This window comes from Larkinella soli, assembly GCF_003703975.1.
Lineage (GTDB): Bacteria > Bacteroidota > Bacteroidia > Cytophagales > Spirosomataceae > Larkinella > Larkinella soli.
In genome coordinates this window covers 1-14334 of sequence record NZ_QTJY01000019.1, presented here as the reverse complement: position 1 = coordinate 14334, position 14334 = coordinate 1, and the positions used below count along the sequence as shown (strand labels likewise).

The window sequence follows — 14334 nt, the reverse complement described above, 5'->3', positions numbered from 1 at the left end:
TGCCGGTTAAAAGAATAACTTAATACCGCCGTTAATGATTCGGCCGTCGGTGGGCGCCCAGATTTCGCGCACGAACTGCGGCCGCTGCCGCGTTCCGCTCACCATCGGCTGGAACCGGGACAGGCGCGTGTCGGTGAAGTTCTCGAAGTTGATATACAGGCTCAGGTGTTTCCAGCGCCGTTCGGCCATGAAGCCCATCAGCCAGTAGGGGCGGGTCCGTGTGCCCGACTCCAGCTCCTGCGACCCGGTATGGTATAGTTCGTACCCGAGCCGGAGTTTACCCTCCACTTCATACATCAGCACGAACCCGGCCCGGTGCCGCGCCGTCAGCGGAATCGGGCGGTTGATTTCGCCGTAATGCCGCTTCGTGTCGGTAAACGTGTAATACGTGTACAACCGGAAGTCGTGCCAGGTCAGCTTCAGGTTGGTTTCGAAGCCCCGGCTGTCGGTATGGCCGTCGGCGTTGACGTACGACCAGGTCGAGTCGGGGTTCTCCGTCAGCACCAGCGGCCGCCGGATGCGGGTGTAGAAGAACAGGTGGTTGAACGACAGGTTCAGGTCGTCGGTCAGGTCGGTGGCGTAATTGACGTCCCAGTTGACGCCCTGCGAGGTTTCGGCCTTCGTCCGCAGGGGATCGATCGGGCGGATGTTCTCATACAGCCGTTGTTCGGTTTCTTCCGTAAACACGGTCGGGGATTTATACCCCAGCCCACCGCCCAGCCGGGAACTCAGGCCGTCACTGATCCGGAACAGGGCCGAAACCCGAGGCAGCAGGAAGGTCCCGTAGGTGGCCTGATGGTCGAGCCGCAGACCGGTTTCCAGCGTCAGGAACTCCTCCGGACGGAAGGTGTTCTGGACAAAACCGCCGACGGTGTTGAGCGTGTAGTTGCGGTTGGGCGTCGAAAGCGGACGGCCGTCTTCCCGAAACTGGTCGGTCCAGAGGTTCAGCCCGGCCACCCACTCCGAGCGTTGGCCGTAGCGGTTGACGCCCAGTTCGGTGAAGCCGGCCCGCTGGCGTCCGCCGAAGCGGTAGTCCGGCACGGTAAGGGTGCGGTCGAAGAACGTAAAGCTGTTTTTCAGATAGACCGACGTATGCTCCGAAAACCGGTGGCTGACCCGTAACTGGGTGGTATAGCGGTCGGACCGGTTTCGTTCGGTGTAATAACCGCTCAGGTCGTTGCGGATGGCGGGAACGTCGCCCCCCAGGCGGTTTTCGACCGATGCGTTGACGCCGACGCTGGCGGTGGTCCGGTCGCTCAGGTAGACGAACAGGCGCGGGTTGATGTTCAGCCGCCGGGACTGCGGAATGTCCGAAAAGCCGTCCCTGTTTGGATCGTAGGCCCGCTGGCTGTTGTGCGAAAGAAACAGCGTGACGCCCACTTTTTGCCATTTTTCGGAGTAAAAGGTGTTCAGATCCAGTCCGCCCGCCGTGGTGCCGTTGACCATCAGCGAGGCTTCCCGTTCGGCGGTCGGTTCTTTCGTGACGAGGTTGACGATGCCCGCGATGGCCCCACCGCCGTAGAGGGTCGAGCTGCTGCCCTTGACGATCTCCACCTGCTTCAGGTCCAGGGGCGGTATCTGCATGATGCTGAGTCCCGAAGCAAAACCGCTGTAGAGCGGCAGTCCGTTCTGCAGAAGCTGCGTGTAGCGCCCGTCGAGGCCCTGAATCCGGAAGGTCTGGTTGGCCGAGGTAGCCGAGGTCTGCTGCACCTGAATCCCCGGCGTTTCCTTGAGCATGGTCGAGATGTTCGACGCGTTCATATCCGACTTTTCTTCCAGCTCCTCGGTGGCGATGACCTCCAGCCGGGTCGGCTCGTCGGCGATGGTGCGGGTGCCGCGGGTCGTGGTAACGATGATTTCTTCGAGTTCATGGCCGCCGGGTTCGAGCCGGAGCCGCAGTGTATCGGCGACGGGCGTCCGGAACGGATGCCGCAGCGTTTCGTACCCCATGAAGGACACTCGAACCCGCTGCGGGCCGTCCGGTACGTTCGTGAGGGTGGCCCGGCCCGCCGAATCGGTCATGAAACCGGCTTTGGTACTTTCCAGAAGGAGGGTGGCGCCCGGTAAGGGCCGGTTGGTTTCGGCACCGCGGACTTCCACGGAAACCGTATGCTGACCCCACACCGGCAGGCGGATGGTCAGAAGTAAAAATAGAATGACGTTTTTCATGAGAATGTACTATAAATCAATTCGATACCGCCTTCGCGAAGGCGGCAAAATGAAAAAGGCAGGGAAAAACGTCAGATTTTGGGCGGTTGCCAGACAGACCGGAAAATGTCGTCCGGAGTCGGGGAGGAGTAGGCAAACTGCGGCCGGAATACCGGCTTGAAAGAGATGGCCGGAAGGGTGGACCAGAGCGGCTGCGGAACCGTAAAACCGGGGCAGACGGCGCAGTGGCAGAAGGGCGAACAGGGCGCTTCGTCGGGCTGGTGGTCGGCCGGAGGTTGCGAAGCGGAAGCCGCCGGGTGGTTGTGGCCGTCGAGGCAGTGCTGTTCGGGGCAGGGAACGCCCGACAGCGCCATCAGATACATCGACCAGATCAGTAACCACAGCTTCATGCCGGCAAAATTACGGCCGGAATACGTGCAACAGGGAATCAAAAAGGGCTGATAGCGAAAAATTTTGCGGAGATCGATTAATTTTAGCTTAATTTTCCATTTCGTACATCATGGTTACAAAGTTGCTTCGTTCTCTACGGAGAAGATGCCCGATCCGGGAATAAACCCAGATGGTATGAAAAAAACGTTATTCTTTCTTTTCCAGGCGGCAACGCTTGCCTTTTCCGTAACCTCCTGTAAACAAGACGATCCGGCTACCCCCGAAATCGGCTCGGTCGTGTTGCGGTTCGACCATGTGGTCGGCAGCCGCGACCTGGTCCTGAACGACAGCACCTACACCAACGGCGGGGGCGAAAGCTTCCGGGTAACGACGCTCAACTATTTCGTGAGCAACATCCGGCTGAAACGGCCGGATGGCTCGGAGTTTGTGGTGCCGCAGGATAAAAGCTATTTTTTAGTGAAGGAAAGCGACGCCAATTCGCAGAAGATTACCCTGGATGAGATACCGGCCGGGGAGTATTCGGCGGTTTCGTTCCTGATCGGGGTGGACAGCCTCCGCAGCACCATGGACATCGGCCGGCGCACGGGCGCCCTCGACCCCGGCGGGGCCGCATCCGGTATGTACTGGGACTGGAACTCGGGATACATCTTCCTGAAGCTGGAAGGAACCTCGCCCCTGGCGCCGATCGGAGCCAACGGCCAGCGGAGTTTCTTCTACCACGTCGGCCTGTTCGGTGGTTATAAATCGAAGACGCTCAACAACCTGCGTACCATTCAGGTGCCGTTCGGAAGCTCGCGGGCCACGGTGTCGGCGGGTCCGGCGGCCGCCGTGACGATCAAAGGGGATGTGCTGAAGATTTTCGACGGCGTCAAGGCGCTTCGCATCGCCACCAATCCCGACATTATGGTTTCGCCCCTTTCTGCCGACCTGGCCAACAACTACGCGGGCATGTTTCGTTTCGACAAGATTCAGGCCAATTAAGGATGAGACGCCGGCAACGCTTTGGCTTAGTGGCTTCCCTGGTTTTCTTCGGACTGGTCACGTCCTGCAAGACCGATTCGGGCGGGGGCGATCCGGACCCGGGGCCGTCGGTCGAGTTCAAGCCGACGCCCTACGCCTGGAAAAAACCGGCCAATTTTCCTGACCCCGTCTATAATTTCTCGAAAAATACACTCACTCAGGAAGGCGTTGCCCTCGGCAAGGCGCTGTTCTACGACGGCCTCCTGTCTCGCGACGGCACCATCTCCTGCGCCTTCTGCCACCAGCCCAGTGCGGCTTTTGCCCATACCGACCACCCCGTCAGTCACGGCATCGGCGACCGGATCGGCACCCGCAACGTGCCCGGCATCCAGAATGTCGCCTGGGGGTCGGCCTTTTTCTGGGACGGCGGCATCAACGACCTCGACCTGCTGCCGATCTCCCCGATCCAGAACCCGGTGGAAATGGGCGATTCCCTGAAAAACGTGCTCAATAAAGTGCGGAACAACGGACAATACCGGGCGCTGTTCAAGGCGGCTTACGGGACGGAGGAGGTCACGACGGAGCGGTTCCTAAAGGCCCTGTCGCAGTTTATGCTGACAATGGTTTCCGGCACATCCAAATACGACAAATACGCGCGACAGGAGGGCGGAACCCAGCTGACCGAGTCCGAACAGCGCGGGTTGACGCTGTTCCGGCAGAACTGTGCCTCCTGCCACCAGGGCGAGCTGTTCACCGACGGGAGTTTCCGGAACAACGGTCTGGCAATGCGCCTGGTCAACAGCAGCGACTACGATCTGGGCCGGTATCTGATCACCCTGAACCTCGACGACTATAACAAGTTCCGTGTGCCGAGCCTGCGCAACGTGGAGCGAACCCCGCCCTACATGCACGACGGTCGCTTCCAGACCCTGGAGCAGGTGCTGAATCATTACGTCAACGGCGTCACCGACAGCCCGCAGCTCGACCCGCTCCTGAAAAAGTCCGGTTCGGCCGGTCTTCCGCTGACCCGGCAGCAGCAGCAGGACCTTATCGCCTTCCTGCGCACCCTCACCGACTACGAGTTTCTGAGCGACCGCCGGTTTCAGCCGGAGTGAGAGGTGTTGGAGAGTTTAAGGGTCTGGGGGTTTGGGAATTGGGAGGTTTGTCATCCCGGGGAACGAGGGATCTTGTGCTTCGTTTCTCAACCAAAATGGTCAATTAGCCACAGGTTCCCTCCTGCGTCGGGATGACAAATTCACCGGGTAGGCCCGGCATGCCTTTTCGTGCCGGGGGTCAACTTTTTACTTCCCTTTCGATTCTTTCTCTTTTTCCTTTGCCAGCTCCGCTTTCTGGTCGTCACGGAGGGTGGGGTATTTGATCCCGAGCTGTTCGAGGTAGGTTTTGTATTTGGCAGGATCGTAATAATATTTCTTCAGTTCCGGTTTGAATTTGCTCATGATCTCCCGGTTCAGATACACCGCCGGGTATTCCTTCGGGCTGATCAGCGGGGTGTACTTGATTTCTTTCGTCTGCTCTTTGGTATAGTATTCCCAGGCATTTTTGATCAGTTCGGGTTTCATGAGCAGGTCCAGAAGGGTCATGGCCTCAGCTTTGGCGCCGGCCACCACGCCTTTGTGGGCGATGGGCGTCGCCATCGAAATGGCGTTCGACCAGTGGTGACCCGGCAGACCCGGGATGTTGGACGGGTAGCGCAGCACGACGGTAGGCAGCGACCAGGAGATGTCGGCGATGTCGTCGGAGCCGCCCCCGACCGAGGTCATCATCTGCCCGCCCATCATGGTCGGCGCCTGACCGACGGGCAAGCCAAGCGTATCGAGTTTGGTAGCCAGACCGGTTACTTTAGGCGCTTCGAGTTCTTTCTGGGAGGCTTTCGCCAGCATCTGGTCTTCCTCCGACCAGGTGGGCAGGCCCACTTTTTTGATGTTGTCGTACATGGCTTCGGCAATCGGCTTGTTGAAATGCCCCGGCCAGGCCGATCCCAGAATTTCGTAGCTAAATTTCGTGTCGGTCATCAGGGCCGCCCCTTCCGCCATCTTGACCCCGGTTTCGTAGAGCTTTTTGATTTTCGGGTAGGAACGTTCCCGGAAGTAATACCAGACCGAGGCTTTCGACGGCACGACGTTGGGTTGGTCGCCCCCGTCCGGGATGACGTAGTGCGAGCGCTGGGTCAGTTCGAGGTGTTCGCGCCGGAAGTTCCAGCCGATGTTCATCAGTTCGACGGCGTCGAGGGCGCTTTTCCCGCGCCAGGGTGCGCCGGCGGCATGGGCGGCCTGCCCCTCGAAGGTAAACTTGACGGAAACGAGGCCGTTGTTGCCCGCATCGCCGTACGACACGCCGAGGTTATTGCCCACATGCGTAAAAATGCAGGCGTCCACGTCCTTGAAATAGCCGTCACGGACGTAAAATGCCTTGGCGCCGACGAGTTCTTCGGCCACGCCCGGCCACAGCATGAGCGTTCCCGACAGCTTTTCGCGCTCCATCAACTGCTTAACGGCCAGCGCGGCCACGATGTTGAGCGCCTGGCCGGAGTTGTGGCCTTCGCCGTGCCCCGGCGCCCCTTCCACCAGCGGGTCGTGGTAGGCCACGCCCGGTTTCTGGCTGGCCTTCGGAATACAGTCGACGTCGGAGCCGATCGCGATGACCGGTTTGCCGCTGCCCCAGGTGGCGATCCAGGCCGTGGGCATATTGGCAATGCCCTTCTGGACTTTAAAACCTTCCTTTTCGAGGAGAGTCGTCAGGTAATTAAATGTCTCTTCCTCCTGAAAACCAAGCTCCGAGAAGCTGAACAGCATGTCGTTGATCTGCTGCGCCTGATCTTTTCGCTTCTCGATTTCGGCTGCGGCTTCCTTCTTCAGTTGATCCAGTCTGCCGACCGGTGCCTTGCTTTTTTTGCCCTGCCCGAAAAGCAGACTGGGGGCCAACGTCAGCAGCAGCACGAATCCTGTAAAGTTTTTCATGGATAAAGCCAAATTTTATTTGATGGAATAGAGGATAGCTTGCTAAATATAAGGGAATTCAGTCTTATGGCCGCATTTCTGACGGTTTAACTTTGATTTCCCCGTTTACCCACGATTTGCTACCTTTGCGGCTGATTTCCCGTATCTTTTCACCTGATTGATATCTGAACACAAATGGAGAAAATTAAAGTGGCTAACCCGGTCGTGGAACTGGATGGCGACGAAATGACCCGAATCATCTGGAAATTCATTAAAGACAAACTGATTCTTCCCTACATCGACGTTGACATCAAATACTACGACCTGGGCGTCGAATACCGTGATGAAACCAACGATCAGGTAACGATCGACGCAGCCAATGCCATCAAACAGTACGGCGTGGGCATCAAATGCGCGACGATTACGCCCGACGAAGCCCGTGTGGAGGAGTTCAAGCTGAAACAGATGTGGAAATCACCGAACGGCACCATCCGGAATATTCTGGACGGCACGGTTTTCCGTGAGCCGATCGTCATCAAGAATGTACCGCGTCTGGTGACCAACTGGTCGGCGCCCATCATCGTCGGTCGTCATGCATTTGGTGACCAGTACCGGGCAACGGACTTCGTCGTGCCGGGCAAAGGTAAGCTGACGATGAAGTTCGAAGGCGAAGACGGTTCCGTGCAGGAGTTCGAAGTCTATAACTTCAAGGGCGCGGGGGTGGCCATGGGCATGTACAACGTAGACGAGTCGATCCGCGGGTTTGCTCAGGCCTGCTTCAACATGGCGCTGCAGAAAGGCTGGCCGCTTTATCTCTCGACCAAAAATACCATTCTGAAAAGATACGACGGCCGTTTCAAGGATATCTTCCAGGAAATTTACGAAGCGGAATTCAAGGAAAAAGGCGTTCACTACGAACACCGGCTCATCGACGACATGGTGGCCTCCGCGCTGAAGTGGGAAGGCAACTTCGTCTGGGCCTGTAAGAACTACGACGGTGACGTACAGTCGGATACGGTAGCCCAGGGTTTCGGTTCACTGGGTCTGATGACCTCGGTGCTGGTGACGCCGGACGGCAAGACGATGGAGGCCGAAGCCGCCCACGGCACGGTCACCCGCCACTACCGCGAGCACCAGAAAGGCAACCCGACCTCGACCAACCCGATCGCTTCGATCTTTGCCTGGACGCGCGGTCTGGCGTTCCGGGGCAAGCTTGACGGCAACCAGCCGCTGATCGACTTCTGCAATGCCCTGGAGCAGGTGTGTATCGAGACGGTGGAAAGCGGCAAGATGACCAAGGACCTGGCGGTTTCCGTCTATGGCAACAAGGTCAACCACGGCGAGCACTACCTCTACACCGAAGAGTTCCTGGAAGCCCTCGACCAGAACCTGAAGGCCAAGCTGGGTTGATGGAAGTAAGAGATTGACCGGCGCGGGGTGTAGCTCCGCGCCGGTTTTTTTATTGCCTTGCAAGCCCGAAGTTCCCGGCACCGTTTGGCGCTCCCGCCCGAAGCCGGGTTTGATCTGCTGGTGGAAGACCTCGGGGCTGATCGTACCGGGGTTGGCCTTACCGATTTTAATTGATGTTTTAATTTATTTTGGAGTAACTGAATCGAGTGCCTCTTGCAAAGTTAGTGTTCGATTTAAATATCGTAGCTTTGGGACATACCAACGTAAATACTCTAATTTTTTTTCTTTGGACCAAAAGTTGTAGAGTAAGAGATCATTTTCAAATTCTTCTTCTAAACGATAGGGGGGCAGATAATGACTTCTATTTTTAGCTTCTTCATTATAGATAAGAAAATAGATTTCAATTTCTCCATTTGATGTATCAGCTATTGTTTTGGATAATCTCTCTAAAAAAAGTTTATATTGAGAAGGGGTCTCCTTACAAATATTATTAATTCCTACAAAGCAATAAGGTAACTTATGGTCCTCACCTCCAGTATAACTTTGTTTCAATACAAAAACATCATTTGTATCCAGTTTTACATGAAGAAATATGCAGCGGTGATTCCGAATAATTAAACAAAACGTTCCCAATATAAGCCAAATGAATAGTTTTGATATTAGTTTACCTAGCTTACCTTCCATGTGCGTTTCATTTTTACGGTGCAAATGAAATAATTATTGATAAGTGGATAACTTTATTAATTTTGAGTGGGGCTTTGCAATTATTTTACAATTTCTAGCGCTTCTAATCAATTCTTTTTTGCACTTCTAATAATTAACGATAGGAGGTAGGACGAAGTAAAAACCAAGAAATCAATAGCGATTGAAGAAGAGATAATTATTAAATCGTTTTTTATAGATAAATTTTCGTTAACCAGTTTTTCAAATATACTAAACGCAATAATAATTCCTTTTGGATATAGGAAATGAATGTCATAATAAAATGTATCTGGTTTTGAATATTCGATATAAGTTGATTTAAGAAAAAAATAAAAAGATATTTCAATTAAAAAAAAAATAATTAACAGAGTTTTATTCATTGAAATATTTGATTTAAAGCCTCGTCTTTTTTTTCTAAAAAAATTAATGATTATTATAGCCATTAGAAAATGAATACTTATACTAATGATTATTGAAGAGATACCAAGAAGAGTTCTCATTTTTTATTTAATGTTTTTCATCTCTGAGAAATTGAAAGTTTTTCCTGATTTCAGAGTTGAAGAATTCCCTGAATAAAGATATGAATGCTCACCGCTCCCAAATAGACTTAGAGGAGTTTCTTTAGACTCAATTGGGTTTTGGCGGAATAACAAATATGAGTTGTTTGTTTTGTTATCTACAATCCACATTTCATAAGCTGGAAATCCGTCTATTTCCGGGATTTCAATATTGTAGTCAAAGGTACCATTTTCTAATGGGGTAAGTTTTAATTTAACATTCGCGTTTATCTTGGGGGTGATGGGAAACAAAACTTGTGCTTTAACCTCAGCTTTATTTACAGCATCTATCTGAAAATTCATCATGACGCATTTGTAGCTGTTGCAAAAGGCCGTATTAATTGTTCCACAATCATCTGTACCCTCTGAAGTGATTACTACCTTCCCATTTTTATCTAATCCTTCTGAACCATTAGCCCATTTACGCTCACTGTGTGCCTTTGTCAAGAAGTCAATGTAAGTCCAGTGTTCCGTCCTAAACTTCTTACCTGCATCTAACTGATATTCCATCCTATTATCCCCACGGTGAAACGCTACACCAAAAAACCATCCGGATGGAGTTGCTGGAAAGCCTAAGAACTCAGGCATCTCAATTCTATCTTGGGGAATAAAAGCTCTAAAAATTACGTAGAAACTTCTCTTAATCTTTTCTACTGTCTCATTTTTTACCTCCGCATTGGTGCTAATGATCTGACGGTTGGCTTCTGCTACCGGCATCGTACCTGAATTGGCCTGAGCCAATAACTGGGCGGCTTTATCACACTCGCCTTTTGCCAGGACGTCAGCCACCAGCTTCAGATCGGCAGGAAACTGCATACCAGCAATCTTGCTTTGAACTACTGATTTCAGGCTCTCCAGATAAGCGAATGCTTTTTCCGAATCTCCCACATACAAATTCCTGGCCTGGCACAGCAGATTGCCGTAGTAGACCTGCAAAACCGTTGCTTTACTGATCTCGGCCAGCGGGGTGCAGGCGCCGGCCGCACTGCCCGCTATGGCCGCCAGCCGCGCATTCTTTGGGTCGGGGGCGGGTTGGAGCGTGCCGCTGCCCTGACATACGTTACCGTCTTTCAGGGTGCAATCGTAATAGTAGGTCACCGGCTGGCTGACGCGGCCTACCGAATACCGGTCTCCGTTGGTCAGTATGCAAACCAGCCCCGAGGCCGAACGGGCCGCATCGCGGTACCAGTTCACGCGCCCCGGACACCAGCGGGAGTTCAGATAGGCCACCGCGTCGGGGCTGCTGAGCGTTTTGGTTTCGTCGGAGCGCAGCTTTTCACAGGGGTCGCCCACCGGTTTCGGAGGCTCGGGGTCGGAACCGCCGGCCAGGGGTGGGGAAGAATTGGATAACGGAATCAGATTGACCCCGCCACTGCAGGGGAAGCCGTTTTTATAACAGACTACCGAATAGTTGCCGTCACATGATTCGGTAAGGCCGTTCGCTGAAGCCGGCCGTTTCACCCTGACTTTATCGACGTCCCGCCCAATCACCTGCCCATCGGTCAGACAGCCCAGGTGACTGCGCCAGACGATGGGCCGGTTTACGTCACACTGGCCGGCTTTCAAACTGATGCTGGCGGTGCCGTCGCTGTAGTATTTGATGTCCGGCTCCACGGCGCAGTCCACCGGCTGGACGGGAATTTTTACCCGCACCGACTTGTCGTTGCATGTGACCTTATATTCCGTTTCTTTTGTCAGCACCACCTCGATGGAGGACCCCGTCTGATTGGGATCGTTGGAATTCCACTTGTCCCAGGTATAGGTGCCTTCCTGGCCGCAGACGGTCGTCGGGCAGCCGTAGGCCATCAGCGTGGTCGGAAAACCGGCATACACGGGCGGATGCACGACCGACATCGACCCGGGCTGGGCCTGGATCGCCAGCCGGGCCGTGGAAGCGATGCCGTAAGGCGTCGTGCAGGTCGCTTCGACGGTCTGCGGCTGGTTCACCATCAGCGCATACGGCTCGGTCGGGCCGGTTTCTTTTCCGTCACTCCACCGCACCCGGCCGCCCGCCGGGCAGCCTTCGGGGGTCAGGGTCACCGTCTCGTTCGTGCAGCCCACTACTGCCGTCGTGCTGGCCGTCAGCCGGAAGGGCGGGCACTGAATCGAATCCGGCGGGGTGTTGGTGACATCAAGCAGAAACCGACCCTCACAACGGGCCTGCCCGCCCAGCAAGCAGGTGGCCGAAACCGCCCCGCTCTCCAGCGGACGAACCACCACGACGGCTCCTTCCTCGCCCGTGTCCCACACTACCTGCCCACCTGAGCAGCCCGCGGCCGTGAGTGACACCGGTTCGGCCAGCGTTACCACAGTTTTCGGAGCGGTGATCTCCATCCGGCAGGGTTTGACGTCCAGGGTAAGGTGCTGTCCACAACCTGGATCGTCGCAGACGGCACTATAGGTAATCGGACCGGTCGTTGTCGGAGTAACGGTCACAGTTGAACCCTGGCCCAGCACTCGATTTCCTGTCGAACTCACTTCCGACCAACTGACCGTACCGGGGCAGTTGCGGGCTTCCAGCGTGACAGCCTGCCCCAGCGTGGGGGTCATCGAGGAAACAATCAACTGAAGGCAGCTGCTCGATGATACCAGAAGGCCCTTGGCCGAGACAGCGGGGTAAAGAAGTTCCTGCCCGTTGCTGTCCTTTACCCGGCAGGCCGCCTGGTAAAAGGTGGTCCGGTCGGGCAGGCTCTGATAAGCCCTGGCAGGAAAGACGGCCGCCGGTTGATTCGAACCCAGCAGCAGGGTTCTGGACACCCAGGTTGCCGGCGATGGCTCCATCCTGTTCCAGACAACTTCTCCGGGGCAGGAGGGCATCAGGCTCATCTCTACCTGATAGCCCGCGGATTTGGAAGGAAGCGGGAAGGCATCAGTCGGAAAGTAGTTCAGCCGGACCGGTGACAGAGTACTATAACCACTTTTCCAGTCGATGGTATACACCGGCGCTTTGACCAGCGCCGAGGTTTTACAGCCGTTGGCAAAGGTGGCCGTATAGACCTGATCCGCTGTCGAGGTCTTCACCTCGATTTCGGATACCGGCTGCTGCTGCACGAACCGTCCGGTTTCGTCCGTCAGAATGAAAAGACCGGTTTTCGATTGTAGCCTGTACACCCCTTTCTCTTCTTTGGGAATGACTGCCAGCACTCCGTCACCACACCGTTCGGCCGCTTTGATCGTCAGGCTCACCGCCGGACATGGGCCGGCTGCGGAACTCCCGCAGCGCGCCGAGAGGATCAGGTCGCCTTTGACCGACTCGAGGTAGTAGCCGTTAGAATTGACAGGTTTACCCGAACCCGGCCCGCTCAGCGTCCAGTTGATCGGCCCGGGTTCACATCCTTTGGTATAAACGAACGAATTACCCACCAGATACAGCCCCTTCAGGCAGCGAGAAATAAGAATTTGAACCCCTCTGGCGTAGCATAAGCCGGCTTCCTGCCGGCAGGTGGCCGTCACGGTCAGGTCGGTCGAGGGGATCACGACTACGGAAGTCCCGGTTCCCAGCCCGTTCGACCAGATCACCGTTCCGGCGCAGCCGCTCGCCGTCAGCGTGACGGCCTCGCCCTTCTCCACGTCGGTTTTCGAAGCCTTGAGCTGAAAGCCGGCGCAGCCAGGTGCGGAGACGGCTACCTCGACGGTCTGGGAGCAGATCGACCCGTCCTTCATCCGGCACAGGGCCGTGTAGTGGGTGGTCCGGACCGGGGCCACCAGAAAAGCATTACCCAGTAAGGGAATTCGGAGCGTATCGCCCATTGGCCCGCCCGACCATTGAATCGTTCCCCCGCTACAGCCGATCGGCATCAGCCAATGCTGTTTTCCAAGCGGAGTAGTATTGGGATTTAGCACCATCACGGTCAACTGACAGTTGGCGGCCGTTGTTCGGCCTGACGGGTCGGTCTGAGGTGAAGAAAGCATCCGGAGTTGTTCAAGCGCCACGGCCACCACCAGGCTCGCTTTCCCGGCCGATGAAAGTGTGCGCTCCGGGCAGTTACCTGACAAACAAGCGGCTATGCTCCCTAAATCGGCCGAAAGGCTGTCGAGTTGGCCAAGAACCGCAGTGACTGCTACCGGATAGGAGGGGCCATACACCGTTTCGATGGCCGACCGCCAGCACTGGAGGCCCTGTTGGACGGCCGGCAGGTACGTTCGCAGACCAGAAGGGTCGGCTGCTCCGGCTGCCCCTGCCAGACCGTTTAGAGCTTCGCCCAGAGTGCCGGCAAACGTGGGAGCGGAGGCCGATGGCAGGAGAGACTGAATCTGAGCGGAAAGGTTCTCTGCGGCCCTGGTACTGTGGACTTGTCCGCTGGTCACACAACCTCCGCCGGTCGTGTTGGCGGCCTTCACTACCTGAAGGTCTTCAAATGCGACCGGCACGAAGGCGCCCCCGGCAAAGTTCCACGGCATCAGCCCCTGCCCGCTGAAACGCCCGGCCCCGCCCGAAACCTGAGTCAGCAATACTTTATACTGATCGATCATCAGCACCTCGCCGGGTTGCAGGCGGCCCTGCGGTTCACCGGTGGGCGGGGGCAGAGCTACGGTTTCCTGACAGCTATACCCGGTAACTTCACTGCCCGGACAGCGGGGCAGCCGCGTCGAGTCGGTCAGGAGCCGGGTCAGGGCGGGTGAGCGCAGCAGGTCGGCCAGACTCCGGGCTGAGTCCGCCGGAGGAGTTGAAGTGGTGTTGACCGGGCAATGATAGGGGTCGAGCATGGTCATCCGTGCAGCCGTCAGAGGCAGAGAATCCGACGGTGCACCCGGCTCTGGTGTCGGCAGTCCGGCCGTAAAGGTAGCCACCTGACTCAGGCCCTGGTTGACGTAGAGGTCCTGCCCCCTCTCATCGAAAGCCTGCACCTGCCAGCCGTAACGCATCCCCGCCTGCAGGGGCGGCAAGGCCGGACCGTAGAACAGGCTGGGCTGAGCCGTCGTCTCCTCATAGAGGGGCGGCTGGCTCAGCGCCACGGCGTTGGCGTCCTGGCCCTCATCGCGCAGCTCCCACAGCCGGAAGGTGTACAGCGGCAGGCCCGAGAAAGCCACCGTACCGGCGTTGCGGGGCGTCCACTGAAACAGCACCGCCGGCTGGGGCTGGTGGGGCAGCGTCTGGCCGGGGGCGGGGAAGGTCAACAGGGGCGGGTAGTGCAGCAGGACGGTCATCAGGGCCGTGCCGGCATTGGAGACGGGCTGGCGGTCGCGGT

At 56.2% G+C, this 14334-nt stretch carries 8 protein-coding genes; 3 read left to right on the top strand and 5 right to left on the bottom strand.

Annotated features, from left to right (window positions below):
- Nucleotides 1-6: 6 nt before the first annotated feature.
- Nucleotides 7-2169 (bottom strand): TonB-dependent receptor, encoded by a 2163-nt coding sequence (locus DX909_RS24985; protein WP_128547976.1) that lies wholly within the window; start codon nucleotides 2167-2169, stop codon nucleotides 7-9.
- A 71-nt stretch (nucleotides 2170-2240) separates the two neighbouring features.
- A complete protein-coding gene (locus DX909_RS24980) occupies nucleotides 2241-2558 on the bottom strand; it encodes a DUF6660 family protein (protein WP_128547975.1) in 318 nt (105 codons plus the stop codon).
- A gap of 175 nt (nucleotides 2559-2733) precedes the next feature.
- Between DX909_RS24980 and DX909_RS24975 the strand changes: the two genes are divergently transcribed.
- Together DX909_RS24975 and DX909_RS24970 are read left to right on the top strand one after the other, a co-directional pair.
- Nucleotides 2734-3540, top strand: a complete 807-nt coding sequence (locus tag DX909_RS24975) for an MbnP family protein (RefSeq protein ID WP_128547974.1) — start codon at nucleotides 2734-2736, stop codon at nucleotides 3538-3540.
- Between the two features lie 2 nt (nucleotides 3541-3542).
- Entirely contained in the window at nucleotides 3543-4634 is a 1092-nt protein-coding gene (locus DX909_RS24970) for a cytochrome-c peroxidase (protein WP_128547973.1), read from the top strand.
- 186 nt (nucleotides 4635-4820) lie between these two features.
- Here the strand turns inward: DX909_RS24970 and DX909_RS24965 are convergent, their stop codons facing one another.
- Entirely contained in the window at nucleotides 4821-6497 is a 1677-nt protein-coding gene (locus tag DX909_RS24965; RefSeq protein ID WP_128547972.1) for an amidohydrolase, read from the bottom strand.
- A gap of 174 nt (nucleotides 6498-6671) precedes the next feature.
- On the opposite strand from DX909_RS24965, the gene DX909_RS24960 reads away from it, so the two are divergent.
- Nucleotides 6672-7886, top strand: a complete 1215-nt coding sequence (locus tag DX909_RS24960; RefSeq protein ID WP_128547971.1) for an NADP-dependent isocitrate dehydrogenase — start codon at nucleotides 6672-6674, stop codon at nucleotides 7884-7886.
- Between the two features lie 183 nt (nucleotides 7887-8069).
- Here the strand turns inward: DX909_RS24960 and DX909_RS24955 are convergent, their stop codons facing one another.
- Nucleotides 8070-8570, bottom strand: a complete 501-nt coding sequence (locus DX909_RS24955) for a hypothetical protein (RefSeq protein ID WP_128547970.1) — start codon at nucleotides 8568-8570, stop codon at nucleotides 8070-8072.
- 521 nt (nucleotides 8571-9091) lie between these two features.
- Nucleotides 9092-14334, bottom strand: a 5243-nt coding sequence (locus DX909_RS29640) for a hypothetical protein (protein ID WP_164851398.1), incomplete at its 5' end; no start/stop codon positions are given.